This window comes from Microbacterium sp. BR1 (assembly GCF_002812725.1).
Lineage (GTDB): Bacteria > Actinomycetota > Actinomycetes > Actinomycetales > Microbacteriaceae > Microbacterium.
This window is the reverse complement of sequence record NZ_NMUN01000003.1, coordinates 253,497-272,523: the sequence shown is the minus strand read 5'-3', so window position 1 is coordinate 272,523 and position 19,027 is coordinate 253,497. Positions and strand designations below refer to the sequence as shown.

The window sequence follows — 19,027 nt, the reverse complement described above, 5'->3', positions numbered from 1 at the left end:
AAAGGCGAGAAAGCCGCCCCTGAACCCACCTGACCCGCTCGTCGTTTCGGCGCAGAGGCAGAGGTGGAGAAGTGGACACAGGTTGCCCGAGAGCTGGCGATTCCCGAACAGCAGCTCGCGGTGATGGCTGCTGCCTTCGACGCGGAACAGCTCGAACTCGCGCTGACAGCGCCTGTCAGCGAGGTCCGCGCTCGTTCCGTGCGCGATCGCCTTCGCGACGGTCGTCGGGAAGGCGCGATGAGCCTCGGGCGTTCCTCGATTCCTGCCCTGGTTTTGCACGGCGGATTCCGCTGCCACGGGCTGCCATTGGTGGAATACTGCCCGCATGGGCTGGATACGGGGATTGACGGGTGCGGCGGTGTTCTCCGCGGCAGCGGCCGCTGTGATCCTGGCCGTGCGACGGGCCTCACTGCGATGGGGCGCGACGGACGAGGAGCTTCTCGCGAAGCTGGCCGGGGATGATCTGCTGCCCCGTCCGGATCTCGTCGCGACGCGCGCCATCTCGATCGGTGCGCCGCCGTCCGCGGTATGGCCATGGCTCGCGCAGCTGGGGCAGAATCGCGGCGGGTTCTACACCTACGACTGGCTCGAGAACCTCGTCGGTGTCGAGATCCACAGCGCCGACACCGTCGTCCCCGCGTTCCAGATCCGCTCGGTCGGCGATGCCGTGAATCTGGCTCCGGGCGTCGCCCTATCGGTCGCGTCCATCCATGAGGAGAGCGATCTCGTGCTGCGCGGCGCTGTCGGCCCCGACGGTACCGGCGAAGGAGCTCCGTACGACTTCACATGGGCCTTCGTCCTGCGTCCCCGAGCGGATGGTTCGACACGGCTCATCGTTCGCGAGCGGTATGCGTACCTCAGACGCTGGGCCGGGGCACTGGTCGAGCCGGTCGAGATGGTCAGTTTCGTCATGACCGAGAGGATGCTGCGGGGCATCCGTCGGCGCTCAGAGCGCTCGCTCTCACATCCCACCCCGTCATGAGTACCACCCGGCCGCTCAGACGAGGAAGAGTCCGTCGAGCATCCCCGGGTTGTGCGCGTGCACGAGCACGAGGAAGACGACCGCGTCGAACAGCAGGTGCACCGTCACGACGTACGCCAGCGACCGCGTCTTCAGGAAGATGAAGCCCTGCAGCACCGCGAACGGGATCGTCAGCAACGGCCCCCACGCCTGGTAGCCGAGCTCCCACAGGAACGACACGAACACGATCGCCTGCAGCACGTTCGCGACCGCCATCGGAAAGTGGCGGCGCAGCAGCACGAAGACCGTGCAGATGAAGAAGAGCTCGTCCCAGATGCCGACCGCGCCGACGCCCACGAACAGCCGCGCGATCAGCTCCGGCGTGTTCACGACCGGCCAGTTCGTGTAGACGCCCGAGGTGATGAAGTAGAAGGGCAGGATGAGCCATCCGAGCGCCAGGACGACGACGAGCCACGTCCACTGGAACGTCGTCCATCTACCGCCCCCGCGCCAGGGGAAGCGGATGGCGTAGTCCCGGTAGACATAGCGCGAGATCAGGTACGGCACGAGCACCGCGCCGCCCAGCGCGAGAGTGAAACGCACCATGGCCCAGTTGTCGAGTTCGGCCTTCAGCGGGATAACGCTGACGATCAGCATGCCGATCGCGATCAGCGACAGGTCGCGGACGAGACTCGGCCGGCGCGCGACGGCACCAGCGGCGTGCGGGTCCGCAGGGGCATCGGATGCCTCAGCGGAACCCCGACCATCCAGCTGACCGCGCAGCAGCCAGGCCAGCAGCATCCCGAGCGCCAGCAGCGCCCAGCCGAGCCAGGTGATCCGCAGCACGAAGAACGCGGGAGCCGCGAGGCACACAACGAGCGCCGGCAGCAGCCCGATCCAGACGGTCGGACGGACGGGGGCGTTCGTATCGGTGAGCGCGGGCATCCGCCTCAGTCTTTCAGACGGTGCACTATCCCGCCCGGCAAGCTCAGCCGACGCGTCGGTACGCGAGGTCCCGGATGTCTCGGCCCGCACGGATCCCCTTGCGCTCGAACGCCGTCATCACCCGGCCCTCGAACCGCTCGGCCCAGTCGCCCTCGAAGGCGCGCTCGAAGTGCGGCGAAGCATCCAACGCCACGCGCATCCCCCGCGCGTAGTCCTCCCAGTCGGTCGCCATGCGCAGCATGCCGCCCGCGGTGATCGCGCGCGCCGCCGCTTCGGCGAACTCCTCGGTCACGAGGCGGCGCTTGGTGTGCTTGTTCTTGTGCCACGGGTCGGGGAAGAACACCCAGAGTTCGGAAACGGATGCCTCGGGCACGAACGTCGTCAGCACCTCGGGGGCGTTCGCTTCGATCACACGGATGTTGCGCGCGCCCTCGCGCTCGGCGTCGAGCATCGTGCGGGCGAGTCCCGCGCGAAAGACCTCGACGGCGAGGAAGTCGGCATCGGGCCGGGCGAGGGCCGCGGCGATGATGGCGTGACCCTGCCCCGAGCCGACCTCGACGATCAGCGGCGCGGTGCGTCCGTAGACCTCGGCCGGGTCGAACCGGGCGTCGGGATGGACGGATGTCTCGGCGACACCCCGCGCCACGTCGATCAGGTACGCGGGGGCGAGCTCGACCCAGGCGCGCTCCTGTCCGTCGGACATGCGGCCACCCCGCCGGACGAACGAGACCGGCTTGTCGCGGAAGGTGGGTGCGTCGGGCTCGGTCACACTCCCCAGGCTACCGAGCCGCAGCATCCGTTCCCCGCCGTCGCCCCGCGCACGCCGCCCACCCCGCCGAAACACCCGTTCTGCGGCGAAACACCCCCAGTCTGGGGTTTTTCGGCACAGATGGGGTGCTTCGGGGCCTCGAGGGCACCGGGGCCGGGCCGACGCGGAGCGAAGCGAAGCGAACCGGAGCGCCCGGACGACGGGCGAGGCCGGACGGGCGGGCGGGCGTCAGGAGGTGACGAAGTCGATGAGCTCTTCGACGCGGCCGAGCAGCGCGGGCTCGAGGTCGCGATACGACGTCACGGCGCCGAGCACCCGCCGCCAGGCGCGAGCCAGGTCTGCGGGGGTTTCGGCGGGCCATCCGAGTCCCCGGCAGACGCCCGTCTTCCAGTCGATCCCACGCGGGACCTCGGGCCACGCCCGGATGCCGAGGGCCTGCGGCGTGACGCACTGCCAGACGTCGACGAACGGATGTCCCACGATCAGCGTGTGCGCCCCGTGCGGTCCGCGCGCCACGGCGTCGGCGATGCGCGCCTCCTTCGAACCCGGCACGAGGTGGTCGACAAGAACGCCGTAGCGGCGCTTCGCGGACGGCGGCTCGGCCGTGAGCATCGCGTCGAGCAGGTCGACGCCCTCGAGGTACTCGACGACGACGCCCTCGATGCGCAGGTCGTCGCCCCACACCTTCTCGACGAGCTCGGCATCGTGCCGGCCCTCGACGAGGATCCGGCTCGGCAGCGCGACGCGTGCGCGCGCATCGGCGACCGCGAACGAGCCCGACGCCGTGCGGGCGGCGGGCGGCCGGACCGCAGGAGTCGCGGGGGCCGGCGGTCCCAGCTCGACAAGCTGACCATCCACCATGAATCCGGGGCCGAGCGGAAACAGGCGACGACGCCCGTGGCGGTCTTCGAGCTCGACGTGGCCGGACTTCACGCCGGTGACCGCGCCGCACCATCCGTCCGACGCGACCTCGACGACCAGGTCGTGCTCGGCGGCGACGCGGGGCACGCGACGCGCGTTCTTGTCGCGCCATCCCGCGGCGAGCACGTCCGTTCCGTACCTGTCGTCCATGTCGCCCTCCTGGGGTCGATCCGAAGCATCCGAGCCGGCGTCGGCGCATGCCGCAGACAGTGCGCCCGGCGCGAAACGCTACCCCGGCATCGGATCCGGATCGCGCGCCTCGCCGGGTGTCACCCCGATCGCCCCGCGAGGGCGCGGACGCCGCTATCGGGCATGCCGGGCGCCGCATAGACTCGTGGAGTGGGCTTTTCCTCGGCCCGCGAAGGGGGTCGCGATGCACGCGCGTTGGTCTCTGAACGCGCGCGCGGCTGCTCTCGTCCTCGCCGTGATGGCGCTCCTCCTGGGCCCCGCGGGCGCCGCGATCGCCACGCCGCCGGTGACGCTCGGTTCCGGCTACATCCTGGACGACGCGGGCGTGCTCGCACCGCCCGCCGCGGCCGACGCCGAGGAGCGCCTGCAGCGGTTCCGCGAGGAGTCCGGACTCGATCTCTGGGTCGTCTTCGTCGACGAGTTCACCGATCCGGCCTCGTCCGCGGACTGGGCGAATCAGACCGCGCTCGACAACGGGCTCGGCCCCACCCAGTATCTGCTCGCGGTCGCCACGGAGTCGCGGCAGTTCTACCTCTCCGGTGACAGCGCGGGACCCGTGACAGACGAGCAGCTGGGCTCGATCGAGCAGAACGACATCCAGCCCGCCCTCGCAGCAGGCAACTGGGCCGGAGCGATCGACGCGACGGCTGAGGGACTCGCCGAGGCGACCGGAACGGGCACGGATGACGGCGGCTCCTCGTCCTCGAACGGCTCGAGCGGCCTCCTTCCCCTCCTCGCGGTCGGAGCCGTCGTCCTCGCCGGGTTCGTGCTGGTCGGCTGGGTTCTGCTGCGCAAACGCCGGCACCCCTCCCCCAGCGCCATCGAAGCCCCTGCCATGCCGACCGAAGAGCTCGAGCGCCAGGCATCCGCCGCCCTCGTCGCGACCGATGACGCGATCACCACGAGCGCACAAGAACTCGGCTTCGCCAAGGCCCAGTTCGGCGACGAGGCCACGGCCGCATTCTCGGACGCCCTGGAGCGCGCCCGTGCGGCGCTCACCGAGGCGTTTTCGCTGCAGCAATCCCTCGACGACGAAACGCCCGACACGGATGCCTCGGCCCGAGCCGCGTACACGCGCATCCTCGAACTCTGCGCGGCGGCGAACGCCGACCTCGACGCCAAAGCCGCCGATTTCGACGAGCTGCGCAAGCTCGAGCAGAACGCCCCCGAGGCCCTCGTTCGCGTCGAGGACGAACGGGTGAAGGCGGCGGCCTCGATCGAGGCCGCGGACGCCGCGCTGGCCGCGCTCGGCGCCCGGTATGCCCCCGAAGCCTTCGCGACGGTCTCCGACAACCCCGACCAGGCTCGTGCGCGCCTGGAGTTCGCGACCGACCAGCTCGCCGAGGCGCAGCGCGATGTCGGCGCGGGCAGGGGCGGCGAAGCGGCCATCGGCATCCGCGCCGCCGAGGATGCCGTCGACCAGGCGCGCCTGCTCGAGAAGGCCATCGACGACCTGGCGGCGAACCTCGCCGAGGGCGAACGTCAGGCGGCCGCGCTGGTGAGTGAGCTCGAAACCGACCTCGCGACCGCCGCATCGCTGCCCGATCCCGATGGACGTGTCGCAGCGGCAGCGCTCGCGACGCGGCGAAGCGTCGACGAAGCCCGGAAGTTGCTCGTTCCGCCCAGCCGTCCGCTCGCCGCTCTCGAGGCCCTGCGTGCGGCGAACGAACAGATCGACGCGGTGATCGCGGGTGTGCGCGACGCGCAGGCCCGCGACGATCGCGCTCGACAGCAGCTCTCGCAGGCGATGCTGCAGGCTCAGGCCCAGATCTCGGCCGCCGACGACTACATCACCTCGCGCCGCGGCGCCGTGGGCGCGACCGCCCGCACGCGCCTGGCCGAGGCCCGCGCCTCACTCGCCGCGGCGCAGCAGTTGCAGGGCACAGATCCCGCGAGTGCCCTCGCGCAGGCAGGGCGCGCGGCACAACTCGCCGCCGAGGCCACATCGGTCGCCCAGCGCGACGTCGGCTCTTTCGACGGCGGCGGCTTCGGAGGCAGCGGATCAGGTTCCAACGGCGGGGCCGGGATGCTCGGGGCCGTGCTCGGCGGCGTCGTGCTCAACTCCCTGCTCGGCGGCGGCTCGCGCTCGTCCGGCGGCTTCGGCGGCCTCGGCGGGCTGGGCGGCTTCGGAGGCGGTGGCTCCCGCGGCGGGTCACGCGGCGGGAGCTTCGGGGGCGGCCGCGCACGTCCCGCGAGTTTCGGGGGCGGCGGCACCCGCGGGCGCCGCGGCGGAGGCCGATTCTGACCGCGGCCGACGGGGCCACCGCACCGCGACGAGCCGGCGCATCCGTCATCCGGACCACAACAGCCACAGACCACGTGAACAGCCAAAAAGGAAGGAAACCGTAATGGCCAAGCAGTCCATTTTCGGCCGCATCTCGACCCTCGTGCGGGCGAACGTCAACGCCATGATCGACCAGGCCGAAGACCCGCAGAAGATGCTCGACCAGCTCGTCCGAGACTTCACGAACAACATCGCCGACGCCGAGACGGCGATCGCCGAGACGATCGGAAGCCTGCGCCTGCTCGAGCGCGACCACCAGGAAGACATCCAGGCGGCCACGGAGTGGGGCGGCAAGGCGCTCGCGGCGAGCCGCAAGGCCGATCAGCTGCGCGCGGCGGGCGACCCGACCGACGCCGACAAGTTCGACAACCTCGCCAAGATCGCGCTGCAGCGCCAGATCGCGGCCGAGGGCGAGGCGCGTGCCGCCGAACCGCAGATCGCGTCGCAGACCGAGGTCGTCGACAAGCTCAAGGACGGCCTGAACGGCATGAAGCAGAAGCTCGAGCAGCTGCGCGCCAAGCGCAGCGAACTGCTCGCGCGCGCGAAGACCGCCGAGGCGCAGAACCGCGTCCATGACGCCGTCAAGTCCATCGACGTCATGGACCCGACGAGCGAGCTCGGACGCTTCGAAGACAAGATCCGCCGTCAAGAAGCCCTCGCCGCGGGCAAGGCCGAGCTCGCCGCGTCGAGCATCGACGCGCAGTTCGAGAGCCTCGAAGACCTGGGTCAGCTGACCGAGGTCGAGTTGCGTCTGGCCCAGCTGAAGTCCGGTGGCCCGCAGCGCGCCGCGATCGACGCGCCGGATTCCGCGTCGTAATCAGCGCGACCGTGCACGCCCGCGCCGCGGCATCCGTCATTCCGACAAGGGAACGGATGCCGCGGCGCGGCGCTTGCGGAAGGATGGGCAGATGGCGCGCTTCGTGATCGTCCCGCAGTGGCAGGGTTCGTCGTCGAGCCGCGCGATGCAACTCGTCGATGGAGCGACCGCGATCGCGGGTGATCTGCCACGGTCTGCCTGCACGTTCGTCGAGGTCCCCGCCGAGGCGGGCGAGAGCCTCGACACGAGCGTCCGGCGTCTGTCGACGCTCCGCCGCGTTCGTGAGCTGGTACAGCAGGCCGTGGTCGGCGGCGAAGAGCCCGCGATCGTCATCGGTGGCGACTGCGGAGTATCGGTCGGGGCTGTGGCGGCCGTCGCGGCGGACGATCCCGACGGCGATATCGCGCTCGTCTGGCTCGACGCGCACGCCGACCTGCACACGCCCGAAACGGTCGTGTCCGGCGCGTTCCACGGCATGGTGCTGCGCGCCATCCTCGGCGAGGGCGTCGAGGGCATGACCCTGCCGGGCGGCGCGATCACCCCCGATCGGGTCGTCCTCGTCGGTACCCGTGACCTCGCGGCGCCCGAAGAGGACTACATCGCGCGAGCGGGCATACGGATGCTTCCGGTCGAGAGCCTCGCCGAACCGACGTCCGTCGTTGCCGCGGTGGCCGAGACCGGCGCGAGCCGGGTGTTCCTGCACATCGATGTCGACGTCCTCGACCCGGCCGCTCTCACGGGACTCGCATTCCCGGTGCCCTTCGGCGCCCAGCCCGCCGATCTGATCGCGACCATCAAGGCGCTTCGAGCCCGCTTCCCTCTCGCGGGCGCGGCGATCACCGAGTTCTCACCGTCATCCCCCGACGATGCCGTCGACGACATGGGCACGATCCTGCGCATCGTCGGGGCGCTCGTATGAGCCCCGCGACTCCCCCGGCCGGATGGCGCGAGCGCGCCGATCGCGCCGTGCGCCGGGGGCAGCGACTGGACCGTTTCATCCCCGGATTCCTGCTCGACTCCGCGATCAGCCGCACCGGCTACCTCTACGCCACGGGAGTCGCGTGGGTCTGGGGCGGGCTGCTCAGCACGGGGCGCATCGAACGCAAGCAGGGTCTGTGGGTCTTCCGCGGGTTGCCGCCGTGGGCGTTCCCCCGCGGGGGCGTGTGCACGGGCGGATGCTTCCTCACCGGCGACGGCCCCGTCCCCGCATCCGTTCTGCGGCACGAGGCGATCCATCGTCGGCAGTGGCAGAAGTACGGGATGCTGATGCCGCTGCTCTACGCGATCGCCGGTCGCGATCCTCTCCGCAACCGGTTCGAGATCGAAGCCGGGCTCGAAGACGGGCGGTACGTCCCGCGTCAACGAGTCGTGCGGGCGACCGCGAGCTGAGTCGGGCTCCGCCCGCGCTACCGGAGAGGGTTCAGCGGGCGAGCAGGCCGTAGCGCTGCGGCGTGGCGATCGCCGCCGGCGAGACGCCGCGGCGGTCGGTCAGGTGCTCGAGGATGTCGGCGGTACCGAGGAATCCGCCGAGCAGCGTCACGCGGGTGTCGTCGCTGTCGTCGCAGATCATCTCGTCGGCCCAGGCCGTGACGGCGCGGGTCAGCGCGGCACCGGATGCGCAGCCGCGGCCCGTGCCGGGGTCGCCCGTGCGGCGGGAGCGGTCGAGCCACGTGAGCGTCATGCGCTGGGGAACGTCGAGATCGGTGACGAAAGACGCATCCGGCACCTCGACGAAGATGCGGCCGGTCGAGCAGAGCGGAAGCGTCACGAGGAGCGCCTCGAGCTCGGCGAGCGATGTCTCGTCGGCCGTCACCAGGTGCTGCACGCGGCTGGCACGGGACGCACGACGCGCCGCCGCGCGAGCCGCTGCGGTGGGGAGGGAATCGATCGACATGATTCCTCAACTATACCGCTGAGATAGGAGAGCCTTACCTTTGTGGCCGTGAAAAACCTGCGTGATCGGGGTGGCGACCGGTCGGCGTGTCATTGAGCCGCCTTTTCTCATCTTCTTCTCATCTGTAAAGACCCGGTTGGGGTGCTTTTCGGGGGTGGAATGTCGGTGGTTGGTCGGATGATGGATGCATGACCAACACCGCACTGAATGCCCGACTTCGGGCTGACGAGCGGATGAATGTGTTGTTGCCGAGGCTGGTGGAGGTGCGGGCCGCGAAGGCACGCCTCGATGCGGAAGAAGCACGGTTGCTGGCCGAGGCGCAGACCATTGCGGATGACTGGACCGACGAAGCGCAGTACGGGCGGGTCGGGTCGGATGCGGGGTTCCCGTACCGGTCGGTCGCGGCCGAGATCGGTGCCGCGTGGCGGGTCAGCGACCGCACCGTGCAACGCCAGATGAGCGACGCGGCGACCCTCGTCAGCGACTACGCGGGGACACTCGAAGCATTGGATGCCGGAGTCATCTCGGTCGCGCACGTCCGGGCGATCGTCACCGCGGGTGCGATCATCGAAACCCCCGGGATGCGGGGCGAGTTCGAACAGGACGTGCTGCAGATCGCGGCCGCGGAGTCCGCAACGCGGCTGATACCGCTCGCGAAACGGCGGGCGGAGTGGTACGCCGAGACCACGTTCGAGCAGCGCCACCGCCGGGCGGTCAAGGACCGGGCGGTGTGGGTGACCGATGTCGAGGATGGCATGGCCGAGCTTCGCGCGCTCCTGCCCGCCGTGGTCGCGCACGGCGTGCACGATCGGCTCAGCGAAATGGCACGCTCCGTCATCGATGCGCGGCGGGTTGAGCTGAACACGGATACCGACGCCGATCCGACTGGATGCGGGGACGATGGGTCCGCGGACACGCCTGATGTCCGCACAACGGACCAGGTCCGTGCTGACATCCTCGGCGACCTACTCCTCGCCGCCGCTCCTACCGCGCACGACGGCGGGCCCACCGACCTCGGCGCGATCCGTGCGAGCGTCCAGATCACCGTGCCCGTCATGTCACTGATCGAGAAACGGATCACCGACCCCTACGAAACAGCGTTCCTCGTCGGACACTCCCCCATCTACCCCGAAACCGCGTGCATGCTCACCGCCGGGGCGGCCGGGTGGGACCGGATCCTCACCCACCCCATCTCCGGCCAAGTCCTCGCCGTCGACCGCTACCGGCCCAACCACGACCAACGCAGACACCTCACCGTCCGAGACCAACACTGCCGGTTCCCGGGCTGCCGGATGCCCGCCAAACGCTGCGACATCGACCACACCCTCGACCACGCCCACGGCGGGGTGACCTGCGAATACAACCTCGCCCACCTCTGCGAGAGACACCACATGCTCAAACACAACACCGCCTGGACGGTCCGACAACTCCCCGGCGGCGTCCTCGAATGGACCAGCCCCACCCGACGCACCTACACCGACACACCCATCAGCACCATCGAATTCGCCCCCGACCCCGAACACGAAATACCCGACGACCCGATCCCCACGACAGCGATGCGGACACCCGACAAGCTCGAGCCCGACGACATCGAATACGACGAGCTGCAGTTCGACCCGCTCGAGCTCATCCCGTTCTGACCCGCACCCGTGAACAGCCCCCGCTCGCCCGCTGAACGAGCGCAGCGAGACGAAACGACAGCACGCTTCGACTCTGCGCTCCTCGCGCAACGATCGACATGACGATCAGGACGATCAGGACGATCAGGACGATCAGGACGAGGCGATCAGAACACGACGCAGCTCGGCGATCTCGTCATCCGCGAGTCCGTGCGCCTCAAGAAACCCGACCGGCGACCCGTATCGCTCACCCAGCCGGTCGAGAAGTCTGTGCATCACCGGCGCCGGCGAGCGTGTCGCGAGCTGCTCGATGTTGACCGCCTCGGGATGCACGGCGCGGATCCGCTCGACGACCTCGCGGTTGCGTTTCTCCGGCAGCAACGTCTCGGTCCGCGCGTAGTCGGCGACGACGGCATCCCGGTCCACGCCCGCCGCCAACAGGATCAGCGCGACGGTCACGCCGGTCCGATCCTTGCCGACGGTGCAGTGCACCAGCACGGGCTGATCTTCCACAACGGCGCGGACGACCTCGACGACGCGCGCCGCGGAAGCGTCGATCATCTGCGCATACATCGCGTCCAGGTCCATGTCCCGCGCGAAGAACGACCCGACCGATCCGTGGAAGAGCGGCACGCGAACGGTGTGCGCGTACTCGGTGCCGATGCTCGGCCACCTCTCGACCTCGTCATCCGCCCGCAGGTCGACGACCCGCCGCAGGCCGGGCGAGCCGAGCGCGGAACGCCCCGGGTCGGCGACGGCGGCGAGATTGCCCGAGCGGAAGAGCACGCCGTGGCGCGTCACACCGCCCGCCGCGGGCAGCCCGCCCGTGTCCCGGAAGTTCAGGACTCCGGGAATGAGGGATGGATCGCTCACGCCCTACCAGCCGCCGGCGCGCCCACATCGAGCGGGGGGACGGGGTAGCGACCGGCGATCGCCACGCGGTTGAAGGCGTTGATCGAGACACTCAGCCAGCTGATCGCGGTGTACTCCTTCTCCGACAGGATTCCTCCGACGCGGTCGTAGACCTCGTCGGGGATGCCGCCCTCGTGGATGAAGGTGAAGGCCTCGGCGAGCTCGAGGGCCGCGCGTTCGCGTTCCGAGAAGACGCCCGACTCCTGCCATGTCGGCAGCTGGGCCACGACGTCCGCGGTCGCCCCCGCCTCGATCAGGCGAGCGACGTGGATGCGTGCGCAGTACGCGCATCCGTTCAACTGTGAGATGTGCAGGAGCACGAGCTCGCGCAGGCGACCGTCGATGCCGTTCTCGCGGGCGATGGCGCCAACGGCCTTCGAAAAAGCGTCGAGTGAGCGGAAGGCCGTGGGCTCCGCGCGGGAGAGGTGCACGCGCGGTTGCGTCATGCCCCCATTCTAGCCGCGCACCGACCCGCGAGCCCCGGCGCGGTGAATTCGCCGCACCCTCCCCCACGGCGGCAGAATGGGGGCGATCGATCCCGCGAGCGACCAAGGACACCCACTGATGAGTGACAGTTTCGACGAGTTCTCGTTCGTCGCAGAACAAGCCCGAGCCGCGGGGATCGACAAGCCCGAGAGCGCCCACCGCCGCCTCGCGATCACGCTCGAGGACGGACGCCGCCTGAGCGCTCTGCGCTGGGGCACCGAAAGCCCCCGCGTGACGTTCCTGCACGGCGCCGGGCTCAACGCGCACACGTGGGACACCACGATCCTCGCCCTCGGGATCCCCGCCCTCGCGATCGATCTGCCCGGGCACGGCGACTCCTCCTGGCGCGAGGACGCCGACTACCGTCCCCGCACGATCGCCCCCGATGTCACGGCGGGCCTGGAGGCATGGACGGATGCGCCGCAGGTGCTGGTCGGTCAGTCGCTCGGCGGCATCGTCGCGGCCGCGGTCGCGGCGGCACATCCGGATTCCGTGCGCGAACTCGTGCTCGTCGACGTCACTCCGGGCATCGACCCCGGCGAGGGTCCCGCCGAGTTGCGCGAGTTCTTCTCCGGCCCGACCGACTTCGCGTCCCGCGACGAGCTGGTCGACCGCGCCATGGCCTTCGGGCTCGGGGGCGACCGTCAGGCGACCGAACGCGGCGTCTACCTCAACACCCGCGTGCGCCCGGACGGGCGTGTGGAGTGGAAGCATCACCTGGCCCGCCTCGCAGCGACCGCACTCGCGCCCACCGCTCCCGAAGCCGGCGCGAACGAGCCGAAACCCGTCCTCGGCGGCCACGGCTGGGACGATCTCGCGGCCGTCGACGCCCCGCTGACGCTCATTCGGGGGGCGCACGGGTACGTGTCGCCGAGCAATCTCGCCGAGTTCGAGCAGCGCCTGCCCCACGCATCCGTCGTCGAAGTGGAAGCCGGCCACAATGTGCAGGAGACCATCCCCCTGGCGCTCGCCGACCTCGTACGCGATCGCGTGGCGAGGTGAGCAGATCACTCGCCGCGGGCACGTACCGCGCGCATGTGTCGTTATAAAAGCCGTTGGGTCGGATGCACCCGTCCGGGCGCTCTAGGCTGGGTGATCGCAGCAATGACGCACCCCGAGAAGTTTCCCAGCCGCGGCGCTCGCACAGCAATCCGACGCCGCGGTACCTGCGAAAGGACCTCCCACATGTTCCGCCGTCCCGCACTACTCGTCGCCGCAACGCTCGCGGCCGCAGCTCTCGTTCTCTCCGCCTGCTCCGGAAGTCCCGATCCCGCTCCCTCGACGTCGGCCGCCGAGTCCGACCCCAGCGCCACCGTGACGGTGCGCCTCGTGCTCGAGCCCAGCAACCTGAACATCCGCGAGACCTCCGGCGCGGCGCTCGACCAGGTGCTCGTCGACAACGTGTATCAGGGCCTGATCGCCCGCACGCCCGAGCAAGAGATCGTCCCTTCGCTCGCCAGCGAGTACGCGGTTTCGGAGGACGGCCTGACCTACACGTTCACCGTGCGCGAGGGCGTCACCTTCCACAACGGCGAACCCCTGACGCCGCAGGATGTCGTCAGCTCGTTGACCGCGGTGCGTGACAACCCCGCCTTCGTGGATTCGAGACGCCTCGCCGGCATCACGTCGATCGCCGCCGACGGCCAGAACGTCGTGCTCACCCTCGCAGCACCCGACTCGACGCTTCTGTGGACGCTCACGGGTCGCGCGGGACTCGTGTTCAAGGAGGGCGACACCACCAACCTGAACACGGCCGAGAACGGCACGGGTCCGTTCACCCTCGCGAGCTGGCGCCAGGGCGACAGCATCACGCTCGCGCGCTACGACGGCTATTGGGGCGAGCCCGCGGCAGCCGCGGAGGTGGTCTTCGACTACATCCCCGACACCACGGCGGCGCTGAACGCCGCCCTCGCCGGCGAGGTCGACGTACTGACGGGCTTCGACCCCAACTTCCAGGAGCAGATCGAGGCGAACGGCGACTTCGCCGTCGTCACGGGCCCCTCGACAGACAAGGGCACCCTCGCGTTCAACTCGCGCGCCAAGCCGCTCGACGACATCCGCGTGCGTGAGGCGATCCGTCGCGCGATCGACCACGACGCGATCGTCGAGGCACTCGGGGCCGGACAGACGCTCTACGGCCCGATCCCCGAGCTCGACCCCGGCTACGAAGACCTGTCGGATGTCGCATCGTTCGACCCCGACGCGGCACGGAAGCTGCTCGAAGAGGCCGGCCAGGAAAACCTCGAACTGACGCTCACGATCCCCTCGTTCTACCCCACGACGATCGCACAGGTCCTGGTCTCGCAGCTGGCCGACGTCGGCATCACGCTCACCGTCGACTCCGTCGATTTCGCGACGTGGCTGCAGGATGTCTACGTCAACCAGGACTACGACCTGAGCTTCGTGCTGCACACCGAGGCTCGCGACTTCGAGAACTGGGCGAACCCCGAGTACTACTTCACCTACGACAACCCCGAGGTGCAGCGTCTGTACGCGGCGTCCATCGCCTCGCTCGACGAAGAGACGGCGGCAGACCTGCTGCGGCAGGCCGCGCGCCTGGTCTCGGAAGACATGGCAGCGGACTGGTTGTACAACGGCGAGTCCGTCCTCGCGGTCGGCACGAACGTGTCGGGCATGCCGTCGACCAATGTCAACGAGCGCCTCAATGTCGCGAAGCTGGGTAAGAGCGCCGATTGATCCGATACGCGCTGACACGGCTGCTCTTGCTGCTCGCAGGACTGCTCGTTGCCAGCGTGCTCATCTTCGCGACGCTCCGCGTTCTGCCGGGTGACGTCGCGCAGCTGATTGCCGGTGCGCAGGGCACGCCCGAGCAGGTCGCGGCCATTCGCGAGCGGCTCGATCTCGATCAGCCCGTCGTCTCGCAATACATCGACTGGATCGGCGGACTGCTGCGCGGCGACCTCGGAACCTCGCTCATCAACGGGTCACCCGTCGCCACCGAGCTCGCGCAGAAGGCCGAGGTCACCGGGCCGCTCGGGCTGATGTCGCTCGTGATCGCGCTGTTGTTCAGCCTGCCGCTCGGCGTGCTCTCGGCCATCCGCAGGAACCGCGCGGGCGGCACGGCGATCAACGTCGGCTCGCAGGCTCTGGCCGCCGTACCCGTGGTCTGGGCGGGCATGATGCTGGTCGTCGTGTTCGCGGTGTGGCTCGGATGGCTGCCCGCCCAGGGATTCCCCCGCGAGGGGTGGGCGAACCCGGGAGCCGCCTTCCGGTCTCTCCTGCTGCCCGCCCTCACGATCGGCATCGTCGAGGGTGCGCTGCTGTTGCGCTTCGTGCGCAGCGCCACCATGCAGGCCGCGGGCGAGGACTTCGTCCGCACCGCGGCCGCGAAGGGGCTCACGCGTACGCAGGCGCTGATCCGGCACGGGCTGCCGAGCGTCGGCCTCTCGGTCATCACCGTGCTCGCCCTGCAGGTCGCGGGCATCATCGTGGGCTCCGTCATCATCGAAGAACTCTTCGCGCTGCCCGGGATCGGACGGATGCTCGTGAACGACGTGGGAGCGCGAGATCTGCCGAAGGTGCAGGGTGAGTTGCTCGTGCTGACCGGGTTCGTCCTCGTTCTCGGCTTCGTCGTCGACATCGTCCACCGCGCACTCGACCCGAGGCAACGGGAGGCGCAGTGAGCGACGGCGTGATGGACGACGACCCGGCGACCCGGCCGCGCGCCGCATCGGTTCGCCCGCGGCGAGGCAGCGCGCTCGGGCGCCTGTGGCGGCAGTCCACCGGACGATTCGGACTGATCGTCGTGGGGCTCGTCGTCCTCGCCGCCGCGGTTTCGCTCGTCTGGACGCCATTCGATCCCCAGCGCGTCGAGATCACCGACCGCTGGGCACCGCCCGGATGGCCGCACCTGCTCGGCACCGACAACACGGGACGCGACATGCTCAGCATGATCATGGCCGGCGCCCGGACGACCGTGTTCGTCGCCGTCGGCGCGGGCATCGTCGCCACGGTCTTCGGCGTGCTGCTCGCGGCGCTCGGCGCGCTCACGGCCCGCTGGGTCCGCGAGTCCATCGCCGTGCTGGTCGACATCCTGATCGCCTTCCCCGTCCTTCTGATCGCGATGATGATCTCGGCCGTCTGGGGCGGGTCGCTCTGGGTCGTGGTGTGGTCGGTCGGCATCGGATTCGGCGTCAACATCGCCCGCGTGATGCGACCCGAGCTGCGTCGGGTGCTGCGCAGCGACTTCGTGCTCGCGGGCAAGGCATCGGGTCTGACCCCCCTGCAGAACCTCGGCCGTCACCTGCTGCCGAACGTCGCGCCCGTCTTCATCGTGCAGCTGTCGTGGTCGATGGCGGTGGCCGTGCTCGCCGAGGCCGGTCTGTCGTATCTCGGGTTCGGGGCCTCGGTGACCGAGCCCTCGTGGGGTCGCCTGCTGGCCGACCTGCAGGGATTCCTGACCGTCTACCCGCTCTCGGTGCTCTGGCCCGGTCTCGTGATCACGATCACGGTGCTCGCGCTCAATCTGCTGGGCGACGCGATCCGCGAAGCGACGGACCCGACGCTGCGCGGTGCGGGCGGCTCGGCCCGCCGTGCGCGCACCCACATCCCCGAGGTCGTCTCGTGAGCCTCGTCGTGCGCGATCTCGTGATCGAGATCGATGGCAATCGCGTCGTCGACGGGGTCTCGTTCGACGTTGCGGATGGCACGCGCCTCGGGCTCATCGGCGAGTCCGGGTCGGGAAAGTCGCTGACCGCCCTCGCAATCCTCGGGCTGCTTCCCGAGGGAGCCGAGGCATCCGGGAGCATCATCTGGGACGGCCGCGAGCTGATCGGGATGCCGGATCGGGACCTCGCGACCCTGCGCGGCGATGACATCGGCATCGTCTTCCAGGAGCCGCGCGCAGCGCTCAACCCGATCCGCACGGTCGGACGGCAGATCGCCGAATCGATCCGCATCCACGAGCGCGCGTCGAAGGGCGAGGCGTGGCAGCGCGCACTCGGCGAGGCCGAACGCGTCAGCCTGCCCGACCCCGTCCAGTTGCTGGCGCGCTACCCGCATCAGCTCTCGGGCGGCCAGTTGCAGCGCGTCGCCATAGCGATGGCCCTCGCCTGTCGTCCGCGGCTCCTGATCGCCGACGAGCCGACGACCGCGCTCGACGTGACGATCCAGGCAGAGATCCTGCGCCTCCTGCACACCCTCGTCGAGGAGGACGGGATGTCTCTGGTGTTCATCACCCACGACCTGGCCGTTCTATCGCAGATCGCGACGCACGGCGTCGTGCTCGAGCACGGACGCGTCGTCGAGTCCGCACCCGTCCGCGAACTCTTGACGGCTCCGCGCTCGTCCGTCACGCGGGGCCTGCTGCGCGACGCCACCGCGACGCTGTGGCGCTCAGCCGACCAGCTGGAGGCCGCCGCGCGAGACGATGGCCGAGACGACGCCCGCGAACGGGGCACGACATGAACCGCGAGACACTCCTCGCCGGACGGGGCCTGACCCGTCGCCACATCCTCCCGCGGCGCACCCTGTTCGAGCCGCGCCGGGTGACGACGGCGCTGGAGGACGCCGACATCGACGTGCGCTCGGGCGAGTCCGTCGGCATCATCGGCGAATCGGGTTCGGGCAAGTCGACGCTCGTGCGACTGCTGCTCGCGCTCGACGCCCCGACATCCGGAACCGTGTCGTTCGAGGGCAGAGAAGTGGATGCCTCGGCATCCGCCCGCGACCTGCACTGGCTGCGTCGAGGCACCGGCATCGTGTTCCAGGACCCGTACTCGTCGCTCGACCCGCGCATGAGCGTCGGGCGGATCGTCGGCGAACCGCTGTGGGCGCTCGGCGTCGAGGGCGACCGCCGTGCGCGCGTTCGCGAGGTGCTCGATCTCGTCGGCCTCGACCCCGAGATGGCGGAACGGTTTCCGCACGAGTTCTCGGGCGGCCAGCGGCAGCGCATCGCTCTCGCCCGGGCGATCGTGCACCGGCCGCGCCTGCTCGTGGGCGACGAGCCGCTGTCCGCGCTCGACGTGACCGTGCGCGCGCAGATCCTGGCCCTGCTGAAGAAACTGCGGGATGAGCAGGGCATGGCCCTGCTGCTCGTGTCGCACGACATCGGCGTCGTTCAGAACGTGTGCGACACGGTCGTCGTGATGAAAGACGGCCGGATCGTCGAGGAGGGACCGACCGAACGCGTGCTTCTCGAGCCGCAGGTGGCCTACACCCGCCGTCTCCTCGACTCGATTCCCGTGATCAACCCGGGCGGCTAGCGAGCCGGGCGGCTAGCTGGACCCGCTGTCGAAGCGGGCGCCCCAAGGATCCCCTCCGCGAACGCACAGAGCATGGACCGAGATCGCGGATCACGTCGGTCGCCGCGCCCGAGTAGCGTGGGCTCGTGATCTGGACCGTAGGCAGTACCGTGCTGGGCGTGGCGATCATCGTCTACGGCCTCACGGACATCTTCCTCACGTTGCTGCATCCGCACGCGCGCGGACGGATGACCCGGGGAATCGTCTCCGGGGTGTGGCGCCTGACCTCGGGTCTGGGCCCGCGGGCGCGGGCCGCGTCCGGTCCGATCGCAACCCTCGCCGTCGTGCTCGCGTGGGCCGCCGCGCAGGCCGTCGGATGGGCCCTCGTGTATCTTCCGCATGTTCCGGAGGGCTTCCTGTACAACGAGGGGATCGATCCCGATCGCTACGTCGATTTCTTCGAAGCCCTGTATGTCTCACTCGTCTCGCTGTCGACCGTCGGGTTCGGCGAGGTCGTGCCGACCGAGCCGATCATCCGCATCCTCACCCCCGTTCAGGCGGTGATCGGATTCGCACTCCTGACCGCGTCAGCGACGTGGCTGCTGCAGCTCTTCCCCACTCTCGGCCGGCGGCGAACGACCGCACTGTCCCTCACGATGCTCGGCCGCGCGGGATACCCGGAGCGATTGCACGAGATGGATGCGGCGGCCGCGGCGACCCTGGTGCACGGTGTCGCCCAACAGATCGCTGCGGTCCGCGTCGACCTCAGCCAGAGCCCCGAGTCCTACTACTTTCGCGAGGGCGAGGCCCCGACGTCGCTCGGGCGCGCGCTCCCCGTCGCCGTCGCGCTCGCGCACGAGGCGCTCACGTCACCCCATACCGACCTCGCCATGGCAGGCGCGGTGCTCGACGACGCGCTCGAAGACCTCGGTGCGTGCCTGCGCGACAACTTCGGCGCGCGGGGAGAGTCGCGTGCGGATTTCATCGAGTCGTTCGCCCGCGACCACGCGTGAGTCGCCGCGGGCGG

Annotated in this window: 19 protein-coding genes; 13 read left to right on the top strand and 6 right to left on the bottom strand. The window is 69.9% G+C overall.

Annotated features, from left to right (window positions below; all coding sequences use genetic code 11):
- The first annotated feature begins 325 nt into the window (after positions 1 to 325).
- Positions 326 to 982, top strand: a complete 657-nt coding sequence (locus CGU35_RS03940) for an SRPBCC family protein (protein WP_198519513.1) — start codon at positions 326 to 328, stop codon at positions 980 to 982.
- Between the two features lie 15 nt (positions 983 to 997).
- Here the strand turns inward: CGU35_RS03940 and CGU35_RS03935 are convergent, their stop codons facing one another.
- From CGU35_RS03935 to CGU35_RS03925, 3 genes are all read right to left on the bottom strand, one after another.
- On the bottom strand, positions 998 to 1,906 hold the full coding sequence (locus CGU35_RS03935) for a CPBP family intramembrane glutamic endopeptidase (RefSeq protein WP_100810298.1): 909 nt from the start codon (positions 1,904 to 1,906) through the stop codon (positions 998 to 1,000).
- A gap of 43 nt (positions 1,907 to 1,949) precedes the next feature.
- Positions 1,950 to 2,609: a tRNA (guanosine(46)-N7)-methyltransferase TrmB gene (gene trmB, locus CGU35_RS03930; RefSeq protein ID WP_100810379.1), complete on the bottom strand. Its 660-nt coding sequence runs from the start codon at positions 2,607 to 2,609 to the stop codon at positions 1,950 to 1,952.
- A gap of 294 nt (positions 2,610 to 2,903) precedes the next feature.
- The gene (locus tag CGU35_RS03925; protein WP_100810297.1) at positions 2,904 to 3,746 is read right to left on the bottom strand and encodes a DUF3097 family protein; all 843 of its coding nucleotides are present in this window, start codon (positions 3,744 to 3,746) and stop codon (positions 2,904 to 2,906) included.
- 223 nt (positions 3,747 to 3,969) lie between these two features.
- Here CGU35_RS03925 and CGU35_RS03920 point away from each other — a divergent pair, with 223 nt between their 5' ends.
- From CGU35_RS03920 to CGU35_RS03905, 4 genes are all read left to right on the top strand, one after another.
- On the top strand, positions 3,970 to 6,030 hold the full coding sequence (locus CGU35_RS03920) for a TPM domain-containing protein (protein WP_198519512.1): 2,061 nt from the start codon (positions 3,970 to 3,972) through the stop codon (positions 6,028 to 6,030).
- 103 nt (positions 6,031 to 6,133) lie between these two features.
- Positions 6,134 to 6,886, top strand: a complete 753-nt coding sequence (locus CGU35_RS03915; RefSeq protein WP_100810296.1) for a PspA/IM30 family protein — start codon at positions 6,134 to 6,136, stop codon at positions 6,884 to 6,886.
- A gap of 31 nt (positions 6,887 to 6,917) precedes the next feature.
- Positions 6,918 to 7,805, top strand: a complete 888-nt coding sequence (locus CGU35_RS03910; protein WP_100810377.1) for an arginase family protein — start codon at positions 6,918 to 6,920, stop codon at positions 7,803 to 7,805.
- Positions 7,802 to 8,275 carry a Fe-S oxidoreductase gene (locus CGU35_RS03905; RefSeq protein ID WP_100810295.1) on the top strand — a complete coding sequence of 158 codons (474 nt, stop codon included), beginning with the start codon at positions 7,802 to 7,804 and terminating at the stop codon, positions 8,273 to 8,275. Before CGU35_RS03910 ends, CGU35_RS03905 begins: the two co-directional genes overlap by 4 nt.
- Positions 8,276 to 8,306: 31 nt before the next feature.
- On the opposite strand, the gene CGU35_RS03900 is transcribed toward CGU35_RS03905, so the two are convergent.
- A complete protein-coding gene (locus CGU35_RS03900; RefSeq protein WP_100810294.1) occupies positions 8,307 to 8,780 on the bottom strand; it encodes an SIP domain-containing protein in 474 nt (157 codons plus the stop codon).
- Between the two features lie 188 nt (positions 8,781 to 8,968).
- Here CGU35_RS03900 and CGU35_RS03895 point away from each other — a divergent pair, with 188 nt between their 5' ends.
- The gene (locus CGU35_RS03895; protein WP_100810293.1) at positions 8,969 to 10,420 is read left to right on the top strand and encodes an HNH endonuclease signature motif containing protein; all 1,452 of its coding nucleotides are present in this window, start codon (positions 8,969 to 8,971) and stop codon (positions 10,418 to 10,420) included.
- Positions 10,421 to 10,552: 132 nt separating this feature from the next.
- On the opposite strand, the gene CGU35_RS03890 is transcribed toward CGU35_RS03895, so the two are convergent.
- Both CGU35_RS03890 and CGU35_RS03885 read right to left on the bottom strand, forming a co-directional pair.
- The gene (locus tag CGU35_RS03890; protein ID WP_100810292.1) at positions 10,553 to 11,272 is read right to left on the bottom strand and encodes a tyrosine-protein phosphatase; all 720 of its coding nucleotides are present in this window, start codon (positions 11,270 to 11,272) and stop codon (positions 10,553 to 10,555) included.
- Complete coding sequence (locus tag CGU35_RS03885) at positions 11,269 to 11,757, bottom strand: carboxymuconolactone decarboxylase family protein (RefSeq protein WP_100810291.1); 489 nt, start codon at positions 11,755 to 11,757, stop codon at positions 11,269 to 11,271. Before CGU35_RS03885 ends, CGU35_RS03890 begins: the two co-directional genes overlap by 4 nt.
- 118 nt (positions 11,758 to 11,875) lie before the next feature.
- On the opposite strand from CGU35_RS03885, the gene CGU35_RS03880 reads away from it, so the two are divergent.
- The 7 genes from CGU35_RS03880 to CGU35_RS03850 all read left to right on the top strand — a co-directional run bounded on the left by CGU35_RS03880 (position 11,876) and on the right by CGU35_RS03850 (position 19,013).
- Complete coding sequence (locus CGU35_RS03880; protein WP_100810376.1) at positions 11,876 to 12,799, top strand: alpha/beta fold hydrolase; 924 nt, start codon at positions 11,876 to 11,878, stop codon at positions 12,797 to 12,799.
- Between the two features lie 183 nt (positions 12,800 to 12,982).
- Entirely contained in the window at positions 12,983 to 14,494 is a 1,512-nt protein-coding gene (locus CGU35_RS03875; protein ID WP_100810290.1) for an ABC transporter substrate-binding protein, read from the top strand.
- Entirely contained in the window at positions 14,491 to 15,441 is a 951-nt protein-coding gene (locus tag CGU35_RS03870) for an ABC transporter permease (protein ID WP_100810289.1), read from the top strand. Before CGU35_RS03875 ends, CGU35_RS03870 begins: the two co-directional genes overlap by 4 nt.
- An 11-nt stretch (positions 15,442 to 15,452) precedes the next feature.
- The gene (locus CGU35_RS03865) at positions 15,453 to 16,385 is read left to right on the top strand and encodes an ABC transporter permease (RefSeq protein WP_100810375.1); all 933 of its coding nucleotides are present in this window, start codon (positions 15,453 to 15,455) and stop codon (positions 16,383 to 16,385) included.
- Positions 16,382 to 17,224 carry an ABC transporter ATP-binding protein gene (locus CGU35_RS03860; RefSeq protein WP_100810288.1) on the top strand — a complete coding sequence of 281 codons (843 nt, stop codon included), beginning with the start codon at positions 16,382 to 16,384 and terminating at the stop codon, positions 17,222 to 17,224. Before CGU35_RS03865 ends, CGU35_RS03860 begins: the two co-directional genes overlap by 4 nt.
- Positions 17,221 to 18,021, top strand: a complete 801-nt coding sequence (locus tag CGU35_RS03855; protein ID WP_100810287.1) for an ABC transporter ATP-binding protein — start codon at positions 17,221 to 17,223, stop codon at positions 18,019 to 18,021. Before CGU35_RS03860 ends, CGU35_RS03855 begins: the two co-directional genes overlap by 4 nt.
- Before the next feature lie 125 nt (positions 18,022 to 18,146).
- The gene (locus CGU35_RS03850; RefSeq protein ID WP_100810286.1) at positions 18,147 to 19,013 is read left to right on the top strand and encodes a potassium channel family protein; all 867 of its coding nucleotides are present in this window, start codon (positions 18,147 to 18,149) and stop codon (positions 19,011 to 19,013) included.
- Positions 19,014 to 19,027: the final 14 nt, after the last annotated feature.

Bases quoted from the DNA above. Each gene is read 5' to 3' on its own strand.
- CGU35_RS03940 (WP_198519513.1), top strand. From the start codon at position 326: ATGGGCTGGATACGGGGATTGACGGGTGCGGCGGTGTTCTCCGCGGCA.
- CGU35_RS03935 (WP_100810298.1), bottom strand. From the start codon at position 1,906: ATGCCCGCGCTCACCGATACGAACGCCCCCGTCCGTCCGACCGTCTGG.
- trmB (WP_100810379.1), bottom strand. From the start codon at position 2,609: ATGTCCGACGGACAGGAGCGCGCCTGGGTCGAGCTCGCCCCCGCGTAC.
- CGU35_RS03925 (WP_100810297.1), bottom strand. From the start codon at position 3,746: ATGGACGACAGGTACGGAACGGACGTGCTCGCCGCGGGATGGCGCGAC.
- CGU35_RS03920 (WP_198519512.1), top strand. From the start codon at position 3,970: ATGCACGCGCGTTGGTCTCTGAACGCGCGCGCGGCTGCTCTCGTCCTC.
- CGU35_RS03915 (WP_100810296.1), top strand. From the start codon at position 6,134: ATGGCCAAGCAGTCCATTTTCGGCCGCATCTCGACCCTCGTGCGGGCG.
- CGU35_RS03905 (WP_100810295.1), top strand. From the start codon at position 7,802: ATGAGCCCCGCGACTCCCCCGGCCGGATGGCGCGAGCGCGCCGATCGC.
- CGU35_RS03900 (WP_100810294.1), bottom strand. From the start codon at position 8,780: ATGTCGATCGATTCCCTCCCCACCGCAGCGGCTCGCGCGGCGGCGCGT.
- CGU35_RS03895 (WP_100810293.1), top strand. From the start codon at position 8,969: ATGACCAACACCGCACTGAATGCCCGACTTCGGGCTGACGAGCGGATG.
- CGU35_RS03885 (WP_100810291.1), bottom strand. From the start codon at position 11,757: ATGACGCAACCGCGCGTGCACCTCTCCCGCGCGGAGCCCACGGCCTTC.
- CGU35_RS03880 (WP_100810376.1), top strand. From the start codon at position 11,876: ATGAGTGACAGTTTCGACGAGTTCTCGTTCGTCGCAGAACAAGCCCGA.
- CGU35_RS03875 (WP_100810290.1), top strand. From the start codon at position 12,983: ATGTTCCGCCGTCCCGCACTACTCGTCGCCGCAACGCTCGCGGCCGCA.
- CGU35_RS03865 (WP_100810375.1), top strand. From the start codon at position 15,453: ATGGACGACGACCCGGCGACCCGGCCGCGCGCCGCATCGGTTCGCCCG.
- CGU35_RS03855 (WP_100810287.1), top strand. From the start codon at position 17,221: ATGAACCGCGAGACACTCCTCGCCGGACGGGGCCTGACCCGTCGCCAC.